The organism is Micrococcus sp. HMSC067E09 (assembly GCF_001812555.1).
GTDB lineage: Bacteria > Actinomycetota > Actinomycetes > Actinomycetales > Micrococcaceae > Micrococcus > Micrococcus lylae.
On sequence record NZ_KV809408.1, the window covers coordinates 72731 to 94774 of the forward strand.

General features: G+C 68.6%; 23 protein-coding genes, 1 pseudogene and 1 other annotated feature. Of the genes and pseudogenes, 6 read left to right on the plus strand and 18 right to left on the minus strand.

The window, feature by feature from the left end:
- Window positions 1-156 precede the first annotated feature (156 nt).
- The 5 genes from HMPREF2863_RS00820 to HMPREF2863_RS00840 all read right to left on the minus strand — a co-directional run bounded on the left by HMPREF2863_RS00820 (window position 157) and on the right by HMPREF2863_RS00840 (window position 6738).
- The gene (locus HMPREF2863_RS00820; protein WP_070637257.1) at window positions 157-789 is read right to left on the minus strand and encodes a hypothetical protein; all 633 of its coding nucleotides are present in this window, start codon (window positions 787-789) and stop codon (window positions 157-159) included.
- Window positions 790-1130: 341 nt separating this feature from the next.
- Window positions 1131-3989: a hypothetical protein gene (locus HMPREF2863_RS11965; RefSeq protein ID WP_070637259.1), complete on the minus strand. Its 2859-nt coding sequence runs from the start codon at window positions 3987-3989 to the stop codon at window positions 1131-1133.
- Entirely contained in the window at window positions 3986-4741 is a 756-nt protein-coding gene (locus HMPREF2863_RS00830) for a hypothetical protein (RefSeq protein ID WP_070637261.1), read from the minus strand. Before HMPREF2863_RS00830 ends, HMPREF2863_RS11965 begins: the two co-directional genes overlap by 4 nt.
- 220 nt (window positions 4742-4961) lie before the next feature.
- Entirely contained in the window at window positions 4962-5525 is a 564-nt protein-coding gene (locus tag HMPREF2863_RS00835) for a DUF3427 domain-containing protein (RefSeq protein ID WP_174520650.1), read from the minus strand.
- Between the two features lie 20 nt (window positions 5526-5545).
- Window positions 5546-6738, minus strand: a protein-coding gene (locus HMPREF2863_RS00840) for an IS3 family transposase (protein WP_087133702.1) whose coding sequence is annotated in 2 segments (ribosomal slippage) — window positions 5546-6451 and window positions 6454-6738 — 1191 coding nt in all. Because the reading frame shifts where the segments join, the coding sequence is not laid out codon by codon here.
- A gap of 262 nt (window positions 6739-7000) precedes the next feature.
- Between HMPREF2863_RS00840 and HMPREF2863_RS11685 the strand changes: the two genes are divergently transcribed.
- The 5 genes and pseudogenes from HMPREF2863_RS11685 to HMPREF2863_RS12450 form a co-directional block, all read left to right on the plus strand.
- Window positions 7001-7270, plus strand: a complete 270-nt coding sequence (locus HMPREF2863_RS11685) for a hypothetical protein (protein WP_210386710.1) — start codon at window positions 7001-7003, stop codon at window positions 7268-7270.
- 29 nt (window positions 7271-7299) lie between these two features.
- Complete coding sequence (locus HMPREF2863_RS00850) at window positions 7300-8241, plus strand: metal ABC transporter substrate-binding protein (RefSeq protein ID WP_083315128.1); 942 nt, start codon at window positions 7300-7302, stop codon at window positions 8239-8241.
- A complete protein-coding gene (locus tag HMPREF2863_RS00855; protein WP_067191410.1) occupies window positions 8241-8978 on the plus strand; it encodes a metal ABC transporter ATP-binding protein in 738 nt (245 codons plus the stop codon). The genes HMPREF2863_RS00850 and HMPREF2863_RS00855 overlap by 1 nt, the downstream gene beginning before the upstream one ends.
- Window positions 8978-9853 (plus strand): metal ABC transporter permease, encoded by an 876-nt coding sequence (locus HMPREF2863_RS00860; RefSeq protein ID WP_070637270.1) that lies wholly within the window; start codon window positions 8978-8980, stop codon window positions 9851-9853. Before HMPREF2863_RS00855 ends, HMPREF2863_RS00860 begins: the two co-directional genes overlap by 1 nt.
- A 60-nt stretch (window positions 9854-9913) precedes the next feature.
- Window positions 9914-10558, plus strand: a pseudogene (locus tag HMPREF2863_RS12450) (metal-dependent transcriptional regulator); the annotation flags it as partial.
- Between the two features lie 5 nt (window positions 10559-10563).
- On the opposite strand, the gene HMPREF2863_RS00865 reads toward HMPREF2863_RS12450, so the two are convergent.
- From HMPREF2863_RS00865 to HMPREF2863_RS11690, 3 genes are all read right to left on the minus strand, one after another.
- A complete protein-coding gene (locus tag HMPREF2863_RS00865) occupies window positions 10564-11244 on the minus strand; it encodes a metal-dependent transcriptional regulator (protein ID WP_067191406.1) in 681 nt (226 codons plus the stop codon).
- A gap of 278 nt (window positions 11245-11522) precedes the next feature.
- Window positions 11523-12771 (minus strand): IS3 family transposase gene (locus HMPREF2863_RS00870; RefSeq protein WP_087133700.1). Its coding sequence is split into 2 segments (ribosomal slippage): window positions 11523-12471 and window positions 12470-12771, totalling 1251 coding nucleotides; the frame shifts between segments, so codons are not numbered across the junction.
- Window positions 12363-12493, minus strand: a sequence feature (AL1L pseudoknot). It overlaps the preceding gene by 131 nt.
- Window positions 12717-13325, minus strand: a complete 609-nt coding sequence (locus tag HMPREF2863_RS11690; protein ID WP_141756329.1) for a hypothetical protein — start codon at window positions 13323-13325, stop codon at window positions 12717-12719. The genes HMPREF2863_RS00870 and HMPREF2863_RS11690 overlap by 55 nt, the downstream gene beginning before the upstream one ends.
- 81 nt (window positions 13326-13406) lie before the next feature.
- Here HMPREF2863_RS11690 and HMPREF2863_RS00875 point away from each other — a divergent pair, with 81 nt between their 5' ends.
- Complete coding sequence (locus HMPREF2863_RS00875; RefSeq protein ID WP_082740066.1) at window positions 13407-14078, plus strand: DinB family protein; 672 nt, start codon at window positions 13407-13409, stop codon at window positions 14076-14078.
- Between the two features lie 9 nt (window positions 14079-14087).
- Here HMPREF2863_RS00875 and HMPREF2863_RS00880 read toward each other — a convergent pair whose 3' ends face one another.
- The 10 genes from HMPREF2863_RS00880 to HMPREF2863_RS00925 all read right to left on the minus strand — a co-directional run bounded on the left by HMPREF2863_RS00880 (window position 14088) and on the right by HMPREF2863_RS00925 (window position 21782).
- Window positions 14088-14366, minus strand: a complete 279-nt coding sequence (locus tag HMPREF2863_RS00880) for a hypothetical protein (RefSeq protein ID WP_067191534.1) — start codon at window positions 14364-14366, stop codon at window positions 14088-14090.
- Window positions 14367-14379: 13 nt separating this feature from the next.
- Complete coding sequence (locus tag HMPREF2863_RS00885; RefSeq protein ID WP_082740069.1) at window positions 14380-15093, minus strand: RelA/SpoT domain-containing protein; 714 nt, start codon at window positions 15091-15093, stop codon at window positions 14380-14382.
- 130 nt (window positions 15094-15223) lie between these two features.
- Window positions 15224-15874: a hypothetical protein gene (locus HMPREF2863_RS00890; protein ID WP_067191538.1), complete on the minus strand. Its 651-nt coding sequence runs from the start codon at window positions 15872-15874 to the stop codon at window positions 15224-15226.
- 3 nt (window positions 15875-15877) lie between these two features.
- Entirely contained in the window at window positions 15878-16267 is a 390-nt protein-coding gene (locus HMPREF2863_RS00895; RefSeq protein ID WP_260050847.1) for a prevent-host-death protein, read from the minus strand.
- A gap of 288 nt (window positions 16268-16555) precedes the next feature.
- A complete protein-coding gene (locus HMPREF2863_RS00900) occupies window positions 16556-17293 on the minus strand; it encodes a hypothetical protein (protein ID WP_135103337.1) in 738 nt (245 codons plus the stop codon).
- 180 nt (window positions 17294-17473) lie between these two features.
- Window positions 17474-17752 (minus strand): hypothetical protein, encoded by a 279-nt coding sequence (locus HMPREF2863_RS00905; protein WP_067191544.1) that lies wholly within the window; start codon window positions 17750-17752, stop codon window positions 17474-17476.
- A gap of 123 nt (window positions 17753-17875) precedes the next feature.
- The gene (locus HMPREF2863_RS00910; protein ID WP_070637274.1) at window positions 17876-18934 is read right to left on the minus strand and encodes a hypothetical protein; all 1059 of its coding nucleotides are present in this window, start codon (window positions 18932-18934) and stop codon (window positions 17876-17878) included.
- Window positions 18931-20130 carry a hypothetical protein gene (locus HMPREF2863_RS00915; protein WP_070637276.1) on the minus strand — a complete coding sequence of 400 codons (1200 nt, stop codon included), beginning with the start codon at window positions 20128-20130 and terminating at the stop codon, window positions 18931-18933. The genes HMPREF2863_RS00910 and HMPREF2863_RS00915 overlap by 4 nt, the downstream gene beginning before the upstream one ends.
- Window positions 20127-20591 (minus strand): PadR family transcriptional regulator, encoded by a 465-nt coding sequence (locus HMPREF2863_RS00920; RefSeq protein ID WP_083315129.1) that lies wholly within the window; start codon window positions 20589-20591, stop codon window positions 20127-20129. Before HMPREF2863_RS00920 ends, HMPREF2863_RS00915 begins: the two co-directional genes overlap by 4 nt.
- A 225-nt stretch (window positions 20592-20816) precedes the next feature.
- A complete protein-coding gene (locus tag HMPREF2863_RS00925) occupies window positions 20817-21782 on the minus strand; it encodes a phosphotransferase enzyme family protein (RefSeq protein WP_070637278.1) in 966 nt (321 codons plus the stop codon).
- Window positions 21783-22044 lie beyond the last annotated feature (262 nt).

The following is a 22044-nucleotide window of genomic DNA, read 5'->3' on the forward strand; positions in this document are numbered from 1 at the left end:
TCTGTATCCGAAGCTGTATCCGCAGCGTCGGAATGCCCGCTTCCAGCGCCGTCTTTCCGACCCGCAGCACACAGACGGTCCCGCCCGGATCAGCCGAGCACGTCGCCCCCTTGGTGTGTTGGCGCTGGATGCGGGCCGGTCCCGTTTCTCCCCGGATCAGCCGAGCACGTCAGTGAACTTTCGTGCCTCAGCGGCGCCGGCTTCGGCGTCCAGGCCGGGGTGGCGCAGCAGCGTCGCCAGGGTGCCCGCGTCGATGCCCGCGCCGAGCGCACAGACCGCGGCGACCTCGTCCTCCTCCGGCGGCAGGGCCTCGTCGTCGATGTCCTCGTCGCTGTCCCCCTCGTAGGACTCCACGAGGTCAGCAAGGGACGTGGTCATCGCGCTGACGGACCGCATGGGCAGCACGTGGTCGAGGGAGTCCTCTGACATCCCCTCATGCCCGGCCGAACGCCACGTCCCGTCCTTCCACACGGCGAGCAGGTGGGTCGGCACGCGGTCCCCGTCGTTCGGCAGGTACGGGTGCGACCAGGCCGGGTACTGCTGGGCCAGCTCCGGACCGATCGGCACCTCGGACGCCCGGAAGTCGTCGCGGTCCCAGGCGCGGAGGACCGCGTGGTCGGCGTCCACCACGTCGAGGGTGGCCCAGCTGCCGCCACCGTCGTCCGACCTCAACTGGTTGCCCTCGATCATGGGGCGACCGGGGAACGAGGCCTGGATCTGTGCGGCATGGATGGCCCAGCGGTCCACGAGGTCCTTCAACGGGGGCAGAGGGTGCGTCATGGCGTCCATGGCCCACACGCTAAGCAGGCACCGGCACCGGGTCCAGCAGTCAGCGTCCCAGTGCCGCAGCGTTGGGAGAGGAGCTGCCGTTTTCAGTCCCGGTCGGGTGCGGACGGCGGCCGTTCGGGTGCGGAGAGCGGCCGGGTCCATGCGAGGTCCACAAAATCCCGGCCCATGACGGAACTGACGGTCCCTCTGTATCCACAGCGTCGGAATGACCGCCGCCGGCGCCATCTTTCCGACCCGTAGCACACAGACAATTGCGCCCAGCCCCGCCCGCCGAAGCGCACGCTTCCCGACGACGGCCGCTCACCTCCGCCTCACCTCCACCTCGCCTCGCCCGCGGCCGCTCACACCGCGGCGTGCCGCAGGGACCGCTCCAGCACCTCCTCGGCCCGCCCAGCCACGTCCTCGCGCCGCCCGGCCACGCCCTCGCCGCGCCCTACCGCGCCCCCGGCACGCCCGGCCACGCCCTCGCCTCGCGCCTCGAGGACGGCCACGGTCCGCTCGAGCCGAGCCACTCGCGCGGTGAATCCGCCACGGGCCCGCTCCGGCACGGAGGTCTCGGCGAGCATCTGGCCTTCGCGCCAGGCGGCCACGAGTTCACGCTCATAGAGCCGCTGCCCCGCTTCCTCCACGGACCCCGCAGGTCCGGCACCCAGCACGGCCACCGCGTCGATCCGGGACCGGTCCAGGCCGAGCATGAGCTTCTCCACCCGCCGCATGACGCGGCGCAGTCTGCGCCCAGCACGGCCCATCCCTCCGAGCCATCGCAGCCCGGCAGCCCGCCCGGTCAGCGCGTCGAGCACCATCAGCAGCGCGGCCGCACCGGCGAGGATGCCGCAGGTCAGCAGACGCTTCGTCAGCACTTCCCCGCCGACGTCGAAGCTCTCCGTGGCACGCACTGGGATGTCGGCGAGCTCGTCACCGGCCTTACGCGCCTCGTCCGCCACCAGTCTGCTGATCTCGTCGGGCTCCTCGACGGTGCGCATCCGCGTCAGGTTCGCCGTACCCTGCACGGACCGTGGCCCTTCGAGGGTGGTCAGCGCGGAGCCGACCTGCTGGGTGCCGTCCTCCCATACGTAGACCGGCACCACCATCACGCCGGGCCGCAGCTCGCCGCCGGCGCCTGAGCCGATGCCGTCGATCTCGCCCATGATGCGCCGCACGCCCTCCTGGGCGGCTGCCGGATCGACCTCGCCGTCCAGATCCTCGCCGGGCCCCACGGGCTGTGGCTCAAGGTACTCCTCGGCCTTCCGCACAGCCACAACGACCTCCATCTCGCCGGGGAAGTCTTCGCCCAGGATCTCCTTGACCCGTTCGGGCTCCACGCCGTCGCCCGGCCCGTCGATCCGTACGTCCCGCAGCGCCTGCTGCTGCACCTGCAGGCCGAGGTCCGTCCTTCCGTACCGCTCGTAGACGTCGTCGGCCACAACGGAGGCGAACAGCCAGGCCAGGAGCAGCGCGACGGTCCACCCGCGGACGCCGAGGCCGGCGGCGGAGACGGCCGTGGTGCCGGCCAGCAGTCGGCGTGGTGGCGCCGCCTCCTTCCCGACGACGGCACGCACCGCCCGCTGCCGTCGCGCCTCGTCGTCGGGGTCGGGTCGGGCGTCGAGGGTGGCGAAGCGGGGTCCCAGGAGGGTGCGGGCAGCGTGGTCGGCGTCGGCGAGGGCGTCGCGCAGGCCGGCGTCCGAGCGCAAGCCGAGGCCGGCGCGGAGCTCGCGGCGTGCCGCGGCCTCCTCCGGCTCGGGCGGCTCCTCGTCGCGGGCCCTCGGGGGCACCGGGTAGCGGCGCAGCTGGCCGGCGACATCACGGAGCACGGCGGTGAGGCGGTCCTCGGCGGCGCTCCAACGTCGGGTGCCGGCGGCGCTCCAGCGCCCGGTGCCGGCGGCGAGGTCCTCATCCTGGGCGAGGGCGAGCAGGTCCGCGTGGGCGTCGTCCAGGGCAGCGAGGGTCTTGCCGGCCACGGTCTCGGCGGGGGCGTCCCGCAGCCGGGCCTTGAGTCGAAGCAGGGCCGTGGCGGTGGGGCCGAGGATCCGGTCGAGGGCGCGCTGCGTGCCGGCGGTGCCGGCGAGCACCCCCGAGGAAACAATGACCGCCTCGGTCTGCACGTTGAGCCGCTCGGTCTCGGCGATCAGCTCCTCCACCTCCACGGCGAGCTGCCGCCAAGAGCGGGTGTGGACGTGGTCCCGGTTGTCCTGGGCGATGGTGTCCGCAGACATCCGTGGGATCGGCAGGCGTTCGCCCAGCCGGTCCACGCGGCGTTGCAGGGTCCGCTCCTGCCGGGCGGCTCGGTCGAGGTACGCGTGCAGCCGTCGGCGTCCTGCACGCACTCGCGCGCGTCGGCTGCGGTCGGCCACGCTGGCCTCGGCCAGGCTGAGGGCCTGCTCCTGCAGCATGGTGCGCGCCAGGGCGGCCTGGGCGCGCTGAAGGCCGCGTTTCACGCTGCGTTCGCGGGCACCGAAGCGCAGGGCCGCGGCCCCGCAGACGAGCAGGCCGATCAACGGCACGATGCCCCAGGCGAACCAGGTGAGCAGATTCCGTGGCGGGCCGGTGTAGCCGTGGTCGGCGAGGTCCCGGACCACGTTGACCACGGCGGTGGGACCCATGCCGCGGGCCAGATCGGAGAGGTAGCGGCCCTCGAGCTGGGCGGCGAAGACGTCAGGGGTCCGTCGATCATGGTCGAGGGCGTCCTCGACCTGCTCCGTCATGAGGAACCCGGCCTCGTCCTTGGCGTAGCCGAGGTGGGCGGGGAGGTCATCGGGCTTGGTGGACATGATGATGTCGTAGTCGCCGAGGGCCGCGTCCTGCTGCCCGTCGTCCAGGTACTCGGGAAGCACGAGCACGTCCAGCTGCCGCCAGGACGGGATGGGTTCGCCGCCGGTGACCTCGTCCACGGTCTGTTGGCGAATGCCGGTGGTGGTGTCCTCGCCCTGGACGGTGATGGTGGCGGTGTGTTCGGGTTCGGCGCTGACGGCCTTCCAGCCGAGAACCGCGAGCGCGCCGAGCAGTAGGGCGCAGATCAGCGCGCCGGTCCAGGCGCGGCGGGCGGTGAAGACGAAGAGGTCGGCCCAGTGGCGGAGCAGGCCGTCGTCCTCCATGAGCGTGCGCCGGCGTTCGGCAGCGTCGGTCTTCTCGGCGTCGGTCCTCCCCGAGACGGCGGAGGCGAGGTCGCGGTCAAGCTGACGGCGGCGGTGGTCGCGGGTCATGGCGACCTCCTTGCGGCGCGGCGGACCCAGTGCCGGGCGGGGGTGCCCGTCTCCTGCACGCCGGCGTACTGCCAGCCGGCATCCGCCACCTCGGGGTCGAAGTGCACGGGCGGGTGTGCCCTGTGGCCCTCGTTGACGAGGTCCCCGATCAGCTGCGCGGTCTGGTCGGCACGGGCCTGCAGGTCCTCCACCCGTGCGGCCTCTCGGGCTGCTCGGCCGGGCCGGAGGCCTTCACCGACGCCGCCGGTGCGGGCCTCCACCGCGTGGGTGTGCTGGACCATGGCGGTGACGGCCTTCCGCCCGGAGGGCAGGTCATGGGCGCCGTCGGCGGTGAGGGCGAGTCCGAGCAGCCAGAGGCGGTGGCGCAGGCCGAGGCTGGGGTCGTCGGTGTGGCTGCGGTACCAGCTCGCGTCCGCCGTCTTCCCGACGACGGCCGCTCCCCGTGGGCTCTCCTCTTTCCCTGTGTGGGTGGCCGGCGGTGCGGCGTGCTTCGCGCCGTGCGGGGGCGTCCAGTCCGGTGCGTCGGTGCGCCGTCGTCGTCCCTTCGACGTGTTGCCGAAGGTGCCCCGGCCCTGGGCGGCGCCGCGGGTGCGCCGGGCCCGGAGGACGGTCTGCAGGCCGAGGCCGGCCAGGCCGATGAACAGGATGACCGGGAGGATGACGAGTCCTCGCAGGACATCCAGGTCCACGTCGGGGCGGACGGAATGGAGGACGGCGGCGAGGGCCGTCCACCGTGCGGCGCAGCTTCCCATCCCCCACCTCCCAGGACCTGTCGCGGGCGTCACATCCGGGAATCAGTCTACGGAGCGGGGTGGACGGGATGGGGTGCCGGCGAGCCGTTGTTGGTCGTCGTGGGTGCCACTGCCGCTGATGCTCTTCCCGCTCGGGCTCCAGCCGTTCTCTCAACCCAACTGCTCGTTCGCTCGTCGGCCCCTCCGTCGCGTTGATGCCCCCAACGTTGTTATCTGTTGATCATCGAGCCGCGCTTGCCTGGAGGAACGTCTCGGCCGGCATATGGCGATCCAAGTCCCACGTGATCTGCATAGGGCGCTCGGTTCCGGACCACTGCGCGAACTGCAGGGTTCCCAGGTTCAGGAATGCCGCGCCGTCGCCGATCTCGTCAGAAGAGGTGTTCCGCACGAACATCAGCGTGTTCGTTGCCCCCTTCTCCTTAGCCAGATACCGCTGTCCAGTCTGCGTCTTCGCACCGAGCCCACTCTGGCTCTCCCAGTGGAACTGGGAGGGACTCACCGCGTAGTCACGGTACATGGTGGTCGGAGAGAACCTCGTGGCGTCCTTCTTGAGCGTCACCAAGAACGCGTCGGTCGAGTAGACATGCGACCATGCCACGCCCTCACGGTGTCCGCTCTGCTTTTTCTCCCATGTCGCAATGTCGAGCCCAGCAAGAATCTCCTCTCGCTTGTAATGCGCATGACTCATGAGGGCCGTTTCGCGCGGCAGCTGGAGAGTCTCAGGCACTGTGCGTGACGCATCGAGCGAGCACTCGAGCAACTGTGTCACCTGGGACTGCTGCACGAATAGGTGACAGGTTGTAGTCACGCCGCCAGTGCGACGGCCGTGTTCATGATGGTCTCGAACTCGATGGGGATCAAACGGCCCAGGCGGGCCTGGCGTCGGCGGCGGTGGTAGGTCCGTTCGATCCAGGTGACGATGGCGATGCGCAACTGATCACGGGTGGTCCAGGAGCGGCGGTCGAGGACGTTCTTCTGCAGCAACGCGAAGAAGCTTTCCATGGCGGCGTTGTCTCCGCTCGAGCCGACTCTGCCCATGCTTCCGACCATGCGATGACGGGTGAGCGCGCGCCGGAACTTCCGACTGCGAAATTGACTGCCCCTGTCGCTGTGGACCACACAGCCGGCGACATCACGGCGCATCGCGACGGCGTTCTCGAGCGCCTGGACGGCCAAGCGGGACTTCATCCGCGAGTCGATGGAGTATCCGACGATGCGACCGGAGTACGCGTCCTTGATCGCGTAGAGGTACAGCTTGCCCTCGGCGGTCTTGTGCTCGGTGATGTCCGTCAACCACAGTTCGTTCGGCGCATCGGCGGCGAAGACGTGCCGGGTCCGGCCGTGCTCATCGACGACCGCGCACAGGTCATCGTGAACCGGAGGGCCGGGCCGGCGGTGCTTGCCGCGCTTGGGTTTCCCGAACGCGCTGAACCAGCCGTTGCTGGACGCGATCCGCCACGCGGTGCGATCCGACATCGCCTCACCGGCATCGCGGGCCTCGTCGGCGAGGAGCCGGTGCCCGAACTCCGGGTCATCACGATGCGCGTCGAACAACGCGTTCGCGCGATACGCCTCCACCACCTCGCTCGTGGTGACGGGGTCAGCCAGCCACCGGTAGTAGGGCTGGCGGGAGAGCTTGAGCACCCGACACGTCACCGTCACAGGGATCCCTGCGGTGGCGAGCTCCGTCACGAGCGGGTAGAACCTTTTCCCGGCAGGTTCGCCTGCGACAGATACGCCGCCGCGCGGCGGAGCACCTCGTTCTCCTGCTCAAGGAGCCGGTTCCGCTTCCGCAGCTCACGGATCTCGGCAGCCTCGGTCCGGGTCTGGCCGGGCTTCGCGCCCTCGTCGATGTCGACGCGGCGCAGCCACTTCTGCAACGTCATCGGGTGGACTCCGAAGTCTTTCGCGATCTGCTCGATGGTCACGCCGGGCTCGCGGCTCCTCGCGACGCGCACAACATCTTCACGGAACTCGCTCGGGTAGGGCTTAGGCACAGCAACATCCTTCCAGGCCCACCGCTCGGGCAAGCCAGATCAGATGTCACCTATTCGTGCAGCAGTCCCCCGGGACTCGGGTAGGGCTGGCATGGCGATCCTCCTCGCTCTTCGGGTGCGACGCACCCCGCCAGCAACCACTACATGTTGTGCCTCACCAGTGCTTGGAGCAACGTATTTAGTAATAACATCAATGTAGTGTACAGATGTACGACACGCCACCATTTGAAACTACGGCATGCCGAACACTATGCTGTGGGCTATGAGACGAACGCACACCGATCAGCGCAGTGAGGGTGCATGGCTGGAGGCCATCACCTTGTTTCAGTCCGTGCGAAAAGCCGACCATGACGCTGCCGGTCGCCTGCTGCGAACGTCTTCCGACCCCGAAGCGGTGACGCTGAACCTCCTGCGCATGCTCGGCGTGTACCTGCGCGGAGAAGCGTCCGACAAGCTCGACCACTTCATCAACGCATCCCATCGCGCTGGCCCGCCCCCAACACCTCGCCCTCCGCTTCCACCACTCACATGAACGCCACCCGCTTAACTAAGGAAATATCCATGCCACGTAACTCCCGCTTCCTTCCCCGCCGTGCCCTGCCGCTTCTGACAGCGTCCGTGCTCGCGCTCTCTCTTGCTGGCTGCGCGACATCCGGCGAGAACGATGCAGGAGCGGACGACGAGCGTCCCGTGGTGCTGACGACGTTCACCGTTCTCGCGGACATCGCAGAGAACGTCGCCGGTGACAACCTGCGGGTGGAGTCGATCACGAAGGTAGGGGCGGAGATCCACGGCTACGAGCCCACCCCCGGAGACATCCGCAGAGCGTCGGAGGCGGATCTGATTCTCGACAACGGGATGAATCTGGAGGCGTGGTTCGCGCAGTTCGTCGACGGGTTGGATGTGCCCCACGTCGTGGTCAGCGAGGGGGTCGAGACGATCGACATCAGCGAGGATGCCTACGCGGGGATGCCGAACCCGCACGCGTGGATGAGTCCGGTGAACGTGCAGATCTACGTCGACAACATGGTCGAGGCGTTCAGCGACCTCGACCCCGACAACGCGAGCGAATACGAGGCCAACGGCGAGGCGTACAAGGCCGAGTTGCAGACGGTGCAGGATGAGCTGGTCGACGAGCTGTCGGTCCTGCCCGAGAACCAGCGGGCGTTGGTGACCTGCGAAGGCGCGTTCTCCTACCTCGCACGGGATGCCGGACTGACGGAGAAGTACATCTGGGCGGTCAACGCCGAGCAGCAGGCCACGCCTCAGCAGATCACCTCTGCCATCGAGTTCGTGCGCGACAACGATGTACCCGCGGTGTTCTGCGAGTCCACCGTGTCCGATGCCCCGATGCAGCAGGTCGTCGAAGCGACCGATGCCGCCTTTGGCGGTGTGCTGTATGTCGATTCCCTCTCCGAGGCGGACGGCCCGGTCCCCACCTACCTGGAGCTGATCCGTCACGATGCGACCACCATCATCGATGCCCTGACGGGAGGTAACTGATGGAGACAGCGATCTCCGTGCGCGACGTCACCGTGCACTACGGTGAGGTCCTCGCCCTCGACCACGCCACCCTCGACATCCAATCCGGACGTGTATGCGGGCTTGTGGGCATGAACGGATCCGGGAAGTCCACCCTGTTCAAGACCATCATGGGGCTGCTGCGCCCCGACTCCGGAACCGTACGCGTGAACGGTGAGAACCCGACGAAAGCACGCAAGGCCAGGACCGTTGGCTACGTGCCCCAGAGCGAAGACGTCGACTGGGCGTTCCCCCTGTCGGTGCGCGACGTAGTCATGACTGGACGCTACGGGCACATGAGATTCACCCGCCACGCGAGAAAAGTCGACCATGACGCCGTCGACCACGCGCTCGAACGGGTCGAACTGACCGAATACGCCGACCGGCAGATCGGGCAGCTCTCCGGGGGGCAGAAGAAGCGCGCGTTCGTCGCTCGGGGCATCGCTCAGGGCGCGACGATCCTGTTGTTGGACGAGCCATTCGCGGGCGTTGACAAACGCTCCGAGGCCACGATCACCCGGCTCTTACGAGAGCTCGCCGACGGCGGGGCCACGATCCTCGTCTCCACCCACGATCTCCACGCATTGCCCGACCTGGCCGACGAAGCCGTGCTTCTGATGCGGCGCGTGCTCATGCACGGCGACCCCGACGAGGTACTCCAACCCGACAACCTCGCCCTGGCCTTCGGCCTGGACGTCCTGAACCGAGGCGACAACTGATGAACCTGATCGAGTTCTTCCTCGAACCCCTCAGCTACGACTTCATGGTCCGCGCCCTCGCGACCACCCTGATCGCCTCGATCGTGTGCGCGGTGCTCTCGTGCTGGCTTGTCCTGATCGGCTGGTCACTCATGGGCGACGCCGTCTCCCATGCCGTCCTCCCCGGAGTGGTCCTCGCCTACATCGTCGGGGCGCCGTTCGCCCTCGGAGCGGTCGTCTTCGGATTCCTCGCTGTCGCCCTCATCGGTGCGGTGAGAGACACCAGCAGAGTGAAAGAAGATGCCGCAATCGGAATCGTGTTCACGACACTGTTCGCTCTGGGGCTCGTGCTGATCTCCGTCACGCCGTCGCAAACCGACCTGAACCACATCATCTTCGGCAACCTGCTCGGCGTGTCCTGGGCCGACCTCATTCAGGTGATCATCCTCGGCGCGATCACCTTCACGATCCTCGTCACCAAGCGCCGCGACTTCACCCTCTACGCCTTCGACCCCACCCACGCCCACGCAATCGGTCTGAACCCGAAGATCCTCGGCGCGGCTCTCCTCGGCCTCCTCGCCCTCACCGCCGTCGTCGCCCTGCAGGCCGTGGGCGTCATCCTGGTCGTGGCGATGCTCATCATCCCGGGAGCGACCGCATACCTGCTCACGGACAGGTTCGGGCGCATGCTCCTTATCGCTCCCGCCATCTCCGCAGCCTGCGCTGTCATCGGCCTGTACTTGAGCTACTACCTCGACACCGCTTCCGGCGGCATGGTCGTCCTCGCGCAGGGAGCCGTGTTCGCGCTTGTCTACCTCTTCAGCCCCCGGCACGGGCTCATCGGGACCCGGATCGTGAGCACACGCCGCAGACGCGCACTCGCTTCCGCGCAGTAGAAGGCATCCCGCACGCGCGGCAAGAGCGACCGGTCAGGGACCAGAGCACGGTATCTCCGTGCGATCTGGTCCCTGACCGAGACCAGTGACGCTCCGGTCACAGTCACAGGTCTTTCCCGTGTGCTGAGGTTCGTGCCGGGGAGCGTGTCCGAACAGGTAAAGCGACTCGTCGATGACGGTCTCGCCGACCACGAACGGTACAAGAGCATCTTCCTTACTCCAGCGGGACACCTCGAAACGATGCGAGCAGTGCGGGTGAACCGGATGCTTCGGTGCTTCCTCCACGATGTCCTCAGTCTGCCCTGGAGTGAACTCGCCACGAACGCCGACGCATTGGAAGCCAGCAGCTCACCCCGCTTCCTCCAGCGAATCGAAGCTGCCCTCGACCAGCCCACCCACGACCCCTACGGGCACCCCATCCCCACCGCAGACGGTCGCATCGAATCCCATCAAGATACCCCTCTGTGGGAACTCGCACGCCGTCGATGGGTTCCCGTGAGGATCACACGCGTCGCCGATGCACCAGTCGAAACACTGGCGTTCCTCGACGAGCGACGCCTTCGCCCCGGCACACGCCTACACATTCGGGCAAGCACAGCGGAAGTCGACATTATCGAAGCCCGCACAGCGCAATGGCACGGCACGTTACTCCCTGCCGGAGCAGCCGTTCTCCATGCGTCACTCCACAACGAAGCTGCGCGGTGACAGCGTCAACTGGCCGCGACAGACACGTAGAGTGCATCTGTCGCCGAACGGCCCAGTGCTACCGAGGCGTCCGATCCCGCAACTCGCGCGTCCAATGCGTCCGAGAACGGCGCCCCTTCGTCGATCTCCAGTGTTGATCCGATGACGAAACCATGCTCTTCGAAGAACTGCAGGAGCGCTGGGTCCGAGTCCGAAATGCGCTCGACGACCACTCGGTGCCCCGCCCCGACTCCGGTCAGCTGCGTCGCGTCCGGGATGTGCACTGTCCCGTCAGCAGATGGGATCGGGTCGCCGTGAGGGTCCCGGGTGGGGAACTTCAAGAACTCGTCGATCCGGTCGATCATGAAATCTGACACCGCATGCTCGAGGTGCTCAGCCTCGTCATGCACCTGATCCCACGAGTAGCCCAAGACGCTGACGAGGAATGACTCGATCAGTCGGTGCCGACGGACCATCGCCAGCGCGTAGGAGCGTCCCGTCTCCGTCAGCTCCACCGAACCGTAAGGAGCATGCTCGACAAGACCCTGCGTCGACAGCTTACGGACAGCATCCGAGACCGAAGAGAGCTTCAACCCTGTTCGCTCCGCGATCAGTGTCGGAGTCACCGGCACCGACGACCACTCCGTCAGACCCCACACAGCCTTCAAATAGTTCTGGGTACTCGCGGACAACTCAGAGACGGACATGAGCTCAGAATATCCCCGAACTCACAACTACGGCGTGGCGCCATTCAAAAGTACGGCATCGAGACGGCAAAGATCGTTCGTCGCCAGAAGCTCCCCGACCACGGCTCGGCTAACGGTCCAACCGTGACTGAACCAGTGGAACGTACAACGCATCCTTCTCGATGCACAGCACGCGATAGCCATCGCTGACCGCTGCTTCCACCATCGTCCCCGTGAAGTGCCCTGGGTTTCGTTCCGGGCTCAGGATGCCACCGGCGGTATGAATCGCCCCGGGTTTGTTAGAGGCTCGCAAGTGCCGCCCCGGCAGGCGCCGGCACGGGGTTCTCATGATGGTAGACGTCCTCGAACTCGACCGGAGGGACCAGCCCGATCTCGCCGTGCACACGACGATGGTTGAACCAGTCGATGTACTCCGCGACCGCGATCTCTAAGTCCTCGATGGACTTGAACGGGCCCCTGTTCCGGATCAGCTCCGCCTTGAACAGGGAGTTGAACGCCTCGGCGAGGGCATTATCGTAAGAATCCCCCGTCGAGCCGACCGAGGCGACTGCACCGGCCTCGGCCAGCCGCTGGGTGTAGCGCACCGCGACGTACTGGGCTCCTCTATCACTGTGGTGCCGTAGCCCGGCCACGTCCTGGCCGGCACGCTGACGCGTCCAGAACGCCATCTCCAACGCGTCCAACGCCAGGTCCGTGCGCAGCGACTTCGACAGCTGCCAGCCCAGCACCCGGCGGGAGAACACGTCGATGATGAACGCGGCATACACCCACCCGGCAAAGGTGCGGCAGTAGGTGATGTCAGCAACCCACAGCTGATTCGGGGCCGCCGCGGTGAAGTCGCGCTGCACCAAATCCTCGCGAGAATCCGGTCCCCGGCCCGGGACTGTCGTGCGAGGACCCTTCGCGCGGCTGATACCGCGCAGCCCTGCGGCACGCATGAGCCGCTCGACCGTGCATCGGGCAACTTGGATGCCCTCGCGGCGCAGTTGCGCGTGGACCTTCCGGGCCCCGTAGACCCCGTAGTTGGCCTCGTGCACCCGGCGGATCTCAGCGAGCAGCTGCTCATCGCGCAGACGGCGGGCCGAGACAGGACGTGTCTTCGCGGCGTAGTACGTGCTCGGTGCGATCTGCGTGCCCGCTGCGGAGAGTGTGGCGCAGATCGGCTCGACACCGAACTCGTCCTTGTGGTCGTCGATGTAGTCCACGATCAGCGCTGTGGGCGTCTCGAGCATCCGCCGCGAAGAAAGCCGATGCCGAGCGCAGGATCGCGTTGGCCCGCCGCAGCTCACGGTTCTCCTTCTCCAGCTCGGCCACACGAGAGGCCTCGCTGGTCGTGATCCCGGGGCGGTGGCCACCGTCGATCTCGGCTTGGCGCACCCAGTTCCGCAGCGTCTCGGGATTGATCCCGAGCTGCTCACCGACTCGGCGGAACGCTCCAGACCTCGTGGCGGGGTCTTGGCGGGCTTCGATGGTCATCCGCGTGGCGCGTTCGCGGAGCTCGTCGGGGTACTTCCGTGGTGCTGGCATGCTCTGCATCCTTCCGTTGAATCAGAGCCTCCACCAGACCCGGGGCGATTCAGTCCGTGCCACTTCACGAACGCGCACAGCAGGTCAACACGATCCGCGGAAGCCAACTCATACCTCACCTCCGAACCGATGCTGGGTTCTGCCTGACCATTCGTCAGCAAAGCGACATCAGAGAACGGAGTCTGAGGTCGTTCGGCCGGGGGCGCCATGGGTTCTTGAGCCCGGCGCAGCTCGTGCAGCACACGGATCTTGCCGTCATCGACGAGATTGTCCAGTTCATAGTCCGCCCCGAGAGCGTCAACGACCCGTGCCGCCAGAGACAATTGCTGTTCACGTGTCCTGGCCGAGGCGCCTTCGAACGCGTGCTGGATCAGGCCCGTGAGGTGCGTGGTCAGGTGCTGAGGAAGTGCTTCGTCCGGCACCGTGGAGAACGTGGGAGACAGCATCGTTGCCTCCGCCACGTTCTTGGCAACCTGCCTGGTTTCGAGTCGTTCATACACACCCGGTACGAGGTCGTTCTGACGGTTCTGCGAGGACGAGGCCGATCCGCTCATGCATTCGATTCTTGCATCCACAACCGACTCGATAGTGAGCTAGCTCTCCCCCGTCGCCGCTCACTGATCTACCCTCACCCCATGACCACACCCCAGAACCAGGCGCCCTCCGATGCGGAGGCGAGTGCCGTCGTCGGGAATGAGGGGCAGGGCTCCTCAGACCAGCCCGCTCCCCTGGTCCCCGCCGTCCCGCACGGTGCGTTTCTGGGCTTCGACGAGCACGGCCGGCCCGAACCCGCCGTCGCTGCTGGCGAGGCCGGCACGCTCCTCGGGTTCCTGGAGTTCCAGCGGGCCACGTTCCGGTGGCGGACGCAGGGGCTCACGGACGAGCAGCTGCGCCGCACGGTGGACGGGCACGCCTCGACCATGTCCCTCGGCGGGATGCTCAAGCATCTGGCCTTCGTGGAGTTCTTCTGGTTCGAGGTCACGGCGCTGGGAAGGCCGACGACGCAGCCGTGGGTGGACGTTGACTGGGACGCGGACCCGGACTGGGACTGGCACTCCGCGGACCAGGACGGCGCCGACGAGCTGCGGGCACTGTGGGAGGAGTCGGTGGCGAAGTCCCAGGCGATCGTGACAGACCTGCTCGGAGACGATGAGGCCGCAGCGCTCGCCCGCACGCACCCGGCCTGGGGCGGCGCCCAGGACGTATCCCTGCGGTGGATCCTCACCCACATGATCAAGGAGTACGCCCGCCACAACGGGCACGCGGACCTGCTGCGCGAGCAGATCGACGGGCAGACCGGGGAGTGAGCGGGCGGCTCAGCTTCGGTGGGCGGTGAGCTCGTCCAGGCGAAGAAGGCTGCGCAGATCGACCTTGGAGGCTCCGGCGAAGTACGTGGAGTGCGTGATCTTCACGGTCTCGAGAGAGTCCGAGCCGACAAGCACGATGTCGATGTGCCCGTCCTCTCGATGTTGCCGTTCGCGGGCGCTGTATGCCGCCGTCGCGGACTCCACATCCGTTCCGAACTCAACGACATCGATCAGCTCGTCACGGGCGTGGTCGAACACGAGCAGGTAGTGGTTGATCACTGGTTCCACCGTTCGCCTCCCTTCAGAGCCCAGCCTTGCGAAGTACACGCATGGCCTCCTCTCCAAGGTAGACCAGGCTGTCAAGGTCCTCCTGAGACGGTTCTGGGGCCAGCCCCTCGGCAAACGCGTCTATCCGCGAGACAACCGCCAGGTACCTCTGCAGAATGCTCGTCCCATCCTGTTTGTGATTGGTCCTGGTCATGCCGGACAGCCGCTCGACCAGCTGCGCCCACGCGTGCATCGGCGGAGTGCGGAGCTGAATCTCCACGAGACAGCTGTCCCATTCCACGACCACATGGACGGCCCGGTAACCGGACTCCCGTGGCTCGGACACATAGTCGCTGGATCGTTTGATGCGATCTCTCCACGTTTTCCGGATGCGTGCTTCCAAGAGCCTGAGCTGCTGGACGTCACTGACCACCACACGACAGCCGCCGATGTCCTGCATCCGGGACAGGTCCAAGCCTGATTCACGGATCAGCTTGTCCGTGATGGTCGGGACCTTCTTCAGGCGCTGCGTGACCTCACCGTCGATCTCCAGACTGCGGCAGAACCTGCGGAGGCCGTTGTTCACCTTGACCAACGGGAGGGCATGCCGGGCCCGGTGCTCCTCGATGACCGTCAGCGCGCTGTCCATTTCGTGCAGCCCCGCTTCTCCTCGCTGAAAGGCGCGGATGGTCGATCCTGCACGACGGACCGCGCCCTTGGAAGGAAAGCTCCGGGTGTTCCCACTCATGGTTCATGAGACTATTCAGGGCGGCGGACACGACAGCGCCACTGTGGAAAGCCAGCCCCGCGGCGGTGGACGTCTCAGACGAAGGCGAGTGCCGTCGTCGGGAAGCACTCGGCACGGCCCAAGCGCAAAGTCAGCACCGCGGCCGCCGGTCCCGGTGCCGCAGCACCAACCACGTGCCCAGGGCGGCCAGCCCGGCCGCGAGCAGCAGGCACACCACGCTGAAGCCGAGCCCCTCGGCGGCGCCCTGGGGCAGGCCTCCCCCGCCGGGGAGCAGGTCGCGCAGGAACGCGACCGCCCGGAAGCCCGCGGCGAACAGCACCCACGCCATGCCGAACACGAACGCCGCCAGCTTCACGCCCCGCCGCGGCGGCTCCGTGGCCCGGCGGCCCTGCCATGCGGTCATCCACTCACCGGACATCGGCGGCGGCACCGCCCTGCGGCCCCACGAGACGACCAGGCCCAGCGCGAACCCGCCGACCAGCACCGCCAGCAGGCCGGCCGTGATCAGCGAGTAGACGGTCGCCGCCTCGGACGGCCCCTTCGTCCACACCAGGAACGTCAGGAACGCGACCAGCGCCACCGTCCCCAGAGTCCCCTTCAGGGGGTAGTTCTTCGGCGTCACCGCGTGCGGTGTCCTCGTCAGGAAGTCCCAAGCGTCGACCATGAGGTTCCGGCGCGCGGCGACCAAATCCCTCCAGCCTTTCGCGGCGGCGTTGCTGGCGAAGACGATCTCGTACTCGTCACTGCGCGTCGGCCGGGGCAACCGGGGGTTCTTCGCCATGGATCAGGGCAGGTCCACGGGGATGTCGTCCTCGAGCCACTCGGTCTCGACCTCGCCCAGGCCGGCTGCGATCGCCTCGGCCGTCTCGCGCCAGGAGTGGAGTTCAGCCATCGCCAGATGGGGCCGCTGCGTGGAGAAGGAGGCACGGGCGGCGTTGAGCACAGACCGGGCGCACTCGTCACGTTCCGCGGGTGAGAGGGCGAACATCCAGGGGTAGTGGTTGGCCATCCGATCGGAGAGCGTCCCGTCGGTCTCCGTCGAGATCGCGATGAGCTGCGCGGCAAGCGCGAGCAGCTCGCGCTGGGCCTCCGCATGGGCCTCCGTCATGAGCACGAAGTCCTCGGCGTTGCGCCGGCTGACGCGCACCGGATGCTGGGTTGCGGCGTCGAACACTGCGGTGGAATTTCGGCTCAGGTCGGACGAGTGGAAGTGCTGAGGGACAGGCAAAGTCGACACCATGAGCGTGGGCCCTTCTCCTTCCGGGGCGTGCGGCAACGCACGGCGCGGGACGACGGACGGCAAGTCATTCAACACTAGTTCTGAACTCATGGGCTGTCCATCTCTTCAGTCCCCCACCCCGCCGACCAGACCCGTCGATGAGCCACACTCCGCCCCATCCACGCCCAGGCGTTTTCGCTGGCGAAATGGGAGGCGGGCTCAGGCCGACCACCGCGCCCGCGTTCACTCGCGCACGGCGTCCATCACGCCGACCATGGCGGCGACCTCCAGCCCCGCAGCCCCGGCCACCAGCCACGGAGGCGGGGCGACGGCGGCGAGATCGCGGTCGCCGAGCGGAGGACAGCGTCGCTGCCGTCGAGTCCCCCAGCGGATGAGCAGCACCATGGCACCCATGTAGAGGACCGGGACGCCGATGCCCACCACCAGGCCGAGCGGTGAGAGAGTCCTCTCCGGATCCTGGACGACACGGAGTGCCCACTTCACGGTCTGCTCGAACGGGAGCGCCCCCAGGGTCGCGCCGAAGACGCCGAGTGACACCACGAAGTCCCAGCGCGCCTTCACCATGGGGATCAGCCCCGTCTCGGCGGCGAACGCCATCTGCCATCGGCAGCGACGGGCATAGACCGTCATGTGCACCCCGAGGAAGAACAGCGCCGACCCGATGACCAGGATCGGAGCAATGCGACTGACCATCGGTGACCAGTCGCCGGTGTCCGCCGCGAACATGAAGCCCGTCAGAAGGTTGGCGAAGAGTGCGATGCCGTCGACGACCACGGTGCCGACCATGAGAATCCAGCCGAACACTCTGCAGCCGCTCGCCGCAGACCTGCGTTCCTCCCACGATTCCGGCGTGACCCAGTCGTACCCGTCTGGCGCGTCCGGCTTCTCCTCTTGGCGAGCCGCTTCGCGGTCGGCTTCACGCTCGGCTTCAAGGCGCGCGACAGCGTTGGACTGCTGCATCTGGTTCCCCTCCCGGTCAGACGGACCGGGCCCGTCACCCGGTCACTGACCAGTGAACCAGGTCACCAGCCGGCCCGCAGAGTTGTCCACAGGCCTTCTGCGGGCGTGCCCGGCTCAGCACGTGCCTGGCCCAGCCGGCGCCCGGCCCAGCGGACGCCCCGGCTCCGCACGCCTCTCCCCTTACGGGCGCTGCACGCGGATGCCGCCCCAGATCAGCAGCAGCGAGACCACGAAGGCCATCAGGCCGCCGCCGAGCCAGGCGAAGATCTGCGTGTAGTCCTCGGCGAGCGCGGCCTCGCGCAGCGGGTCGCCGATGTCCTTCAGGACCCAGACCGCGCCGACAGCGACCGCCAGACCCAGCAGCACGGCGATGATCCCGACCAGCCTCCGGAAGAAGCCGGGGCGCCGTCGGGTGCCGCCGCGTCGGGCACGGCGCGTGCGTCGCTGTGACGATTCCATGGGCGTGAGCCTAGCGGGCGGCCCTGTATCCGCCTATGCCTGCGCACAGAGGCGACTGCGCATCGGCAGGTTCGACGACGGCCCCACGCCGCGCCCGCGCCGGCATCCGCACCAGATTTCCGTTCAGCCGTCAGCATGCTTCCGGACGGCGCCGCGCCACTGCACACCGGCCAGCACGGGGAACAGCACGGCTCCGGCCACACGCCACCACTGCACCGTCTCCTCCGGGGAGAGCCACTCGAACACGAGCATCCCCACCCAGTACGCGGCCACGGCGGTCAGCAGCACCGCGTAGAGCCGCTGCTTGCGCCGGGTGTCCGCCGGCAAGCGGGACGCATACTCCGCGGGGGTGCCGAACTCCTCAGCCAGCGTCCGGCCGGAGGCCTCCGCGTGCGAACGGGCCTCCTGGACGATCTGCCGGGCACGCTCGTCCGAGTAGCCCAACCGGCCACGCAGGGTGCCGCCGAGCACGAGGGCCCAGGTGCCGTCGTCGGGAATCTCCTGGGCCGAGGCGTCCCCCGTGCTCTCGTCCCGCGGCAGCAGCCGGAACCCGAGCAGCCCCAGCAGCAGGTAGGCGCCCACCACGGCCAGCAGCCACGCCACAGACCCGGTGAACACCACAACGTCCTGCAACCCCGTGAACAGCAGCGCCGCACCGGTCGCCAGGAGCAGCGTGACCACACCGGTCATCGCCACGGTCGCGGCGAAGGAACGGCGCAGGATCGTGCGCGACCACACCGTGATCACCACCGCCATCAGCGTTCCCAGCACCAGCGGCATCAGCAGGTGGGGCCAGGAGTAGTCGAGGGTGAGGCCGTCGAACGCCATGACCACCGCGAACGGGACCGAGAACAGCGCACTGATGAGCAGCGCGTTGCCCGGTACCGCCCGCCACGTCAGCGGCGACTCCACGGCCAGCACCGCCTCACCGTCCTCGGCCAGCTCGTCCCGGCGAGAGCGGGCCCAGTCCGCGGCCGGGCCGAACAGCTTCTCCGGGCGCGTGCCCGAGACCTCGACGACGGCCACCGCCTCCTCGAGTTCCCGCACCATCACGTTCTCCCGGACGTCGTCCAGCACGAAGCGTGCGAACGCCTCTTCGGCCCAGCGCCTGTCCGACTCGAGTCCGCGGGCCTTGGTGAAGCGGGCGAGGAGATCCTCCATGCGGGCATCGGCGGTGCTCATCGGGTGTCTCCTTCGGTGGTGTCTGCGGTGCCGGTGGTGGTGTGGGCGGACGCTCCGGCTGCGCGAGCCTGCCGGGCGTCGCGGGCGGCGGAGCGGGCGCCGGCCCAGGCGAAGCCGGTAGAGACGGATGCGCCGGCCACCACCAGCCAGTGCACCCAGGAGACGTCCCCAGACGGGACCAGGACGCCGAACAGCATGCCCACCACCAGAGCCATGGCGACGGTGAGGACGGCAGCCCGGTTGCGGGCGTGGTGCACGCGATCGCGCGGGATGCGGGCGGCGTAGGAGGCCGGGGAGCCGAACTCCTCAGCGAGGGTGGTGCCGGACTCCGCGGTGTGGGCGCGGGCCTCCGCGACCGCCTCCGTGACGCGGTGCTCCGGCACGTCCGCGCGGGAGCGCAGGAGATAGGCGAGGCGGGCAGCCCATTCGTCGTCCGTCTGCGGGGTGGCACCCTGGTCCGCTGCAGCGTCCGGGAGGGCCCGGGCGGCAAGCCAGGCCAGGCCGGCGTAGACCGCGGCGGGTGCGAGCCAGAGGAAGCTGCTGATGCCGGCGAAGAGGATCTCGCCGAGAGCCAGCATCACCAGAGCCGTCAGCGCGATGAGGGCTCCGGCCAGGACCAGGACCACGCCGAACGCGACCACCGAGGCCAGCCGGCGCTGCAGCCTGTCCCAGGCCCAGAAGACGCCCACGCCGCCGAGGCCGATCACCGCCGGCAGCAGCAACAGGCCCAGCGAGAGGTCGGTGGTGAGTCCGTCCGCGATGAGGGTCAGGACGAGGGCAAGGACGGAGGCGACGGAGGCCAGCACGAAGCCGACCGAGAAGACGTCCGCTGCCGAGGTGGCCGAGGAGTCCGTGAGCGAGGTGCCCTCGGCGGCGGCCTCCTCCTGGACCTCCGCGGCCCAGTCCTCCGGCAGGCCGAAGAGTTCGTCCAGGGACTCCTGCGCCTCGACGGCGACCGAGTGGGCGCGGGCCAGCAGCCGGTGACGGTGCGCAGGGGTGACCTGTGCGACGGCGAGGTTCCCGTCGGCCCGGCGGGCCCAGTCGGCGTCCTCCTCGCGGCCACGGACGTCAGCGAAGGAGTCCACGAGGTCGCGGAGTGCGCGGGAGACGGGGGCCCCGGAGGCGGAACGGCGGGCGATGCGGCCGCGACGGGCAGGACTGTCCTGGTGGTTCATGCGATCTGTCTGCGTGCTCATGATGTCCCCTCCTCGGTGGTGCCGGTGGTGTGAGCGGTGGTGCCGGAGGCGGCAGCGCCTGCGCCGGCCGACCCTGCGACGGCGTCCGCCGTGGCGGCCTGGTCGCCGAGGCCGGCGAGCGCGGCGGCCAGGGCCTGGAACGAGGCGACGGCCTCGGCGTACTCGGCGCGGCCGGCGTCGGTGAGCTCGTAGTCCTTGCGGCCGGGGCCGCTCTGCCCCTCGACCCAGTGGGTGGTGACGTGGCCGGCGTCCTCGAGACGGGCGAGCACCGGGTACAGCGAGCCGCCTCGCAGCGTGCCGAAGCCCCGGGCGGCGAGCACCTGCCCGATGCCGTACCCGTGCAGCGGCCCGCCCAGGAGCGCGCCCAGGATGGCGGGCTCCAAGGCCGCCCGGACCCAGCCCGAAGGCCAGGGGCGGTGGTCTGCGTGAGGCGCGGGGCCGTCGTCGGGAAGCGGGGTCATGTATCTAAGTACAACTTGTACCTAGATCCGAATGCAACCCCCTTGCCCGAGAATCAGGCGAATCAGGGCCGCCACGGCGCCCTACGGCCCCGGCGCAGCCCTTGCGTGTATCAAACCTGGGTCGGATCGCCCCGATTCACCCCGGTTCGGCTCACCTTTGATACACGCAACGCCGAGGACCGGGGCCACCTCAGCCCCCAGACCCGGCTGGCCGCAGCAAGGAGGTCACCGCGGCAGCGGGAAGTCCTCCGGGGTCGCGACGGTGAGCGCGCGCAGGTAGCCGCCCTGGCGGGGGTCGGCCCAGGCGTCGGCGTCGTTGTCCTCGAGGGCCCAGGTGCCCTCCTCCCACAGCATGTGGTCCACGGCGTGCGGCCAGAGCTCGCGCTCCCTCTCGGTCAGGTCCACGTGGGCGAGGTAGGCGCGGGCGAAGGCGTCCCACTCCCCCGCATCCTGGAGGCGGCCGGGTGCGGAGGCGGACTCGTTGTGCAGCAGCACGGCGGCCATGGCCAGGTCGAACAGGCGCGGCTCGTTGCCGCCGTTGTCCGGGTCCACGAGCGTGGGGCCGTCCTCGGCGATCACCACGTTGGCCGCCTTGTAGTCAGAGCTCACGCCGGTGCGGGGCAGCTCGCCGGCGGCATCGGCGGCCTTGAGGGTGGGCAACGCCGTGTCCCACCAGCGGTCGGCGAGCGCACGGACGGCGGCCACGGCGCGGGCTCCCTCCTCGGCACCCATCATCTCCGGCAGCTTCTCGGACAGGGTCTCGAGGTCGCCGTCCACGTCGTCGCGGCCGGTCTCGGGGAACTCGTAGTCGCGCAGGGCGCCGAGCACGTCGGCCGGGAGCTCGGCGGCATGGATGCGGCCGAGGAGGTCGCCCAGCGCGGCGGAATCGGCGGCCGCGTCATAGGGACGGCCTGCCACGAACGGGTAGACGACGTACCACTCCTCGCCGATCTGCTGCGGATTCGACCGCTCGAGCCGCACCGGCGTCACCACACGCACGCCCGTCTCGGCGAGGGCGCGGGTCCAGGCGGCCATGGCGTCGGCGCGCCCGGCGGTCTTCTTCACCACCACAGCGCGACCGTCCGGGGACACGGCGCGGTGCACCGGCGACCACGGCGAGAGCGAGTCGGCGGACACCTCGGTCAGCCCGAAGGCGGCGGTGAGGTCGGCGGGGCTGGGCGAAGTGCTCATGAGCGTCCAGCCTAGCCGGGTCCGGCCCTCGGAGAAGGCGCGTCAGCCATGAGCCCTCACGCCATGGACACCTCGGCGCACGGGTGCCCGACTGCACTCCAGTCGCTGATCCGCACCACCCCGTCCACCAGGTACGCGCTGCCGGAGCAGGGCGTTGTGGTCCACGCCCAGCTGGTCCAGCTCCAGACGTTCCCGCACCAGCTCCTCCCATGTCCCGACGACGGCACCCACCTCTGCTCACACCCTCGCCTTCTCCACGGGC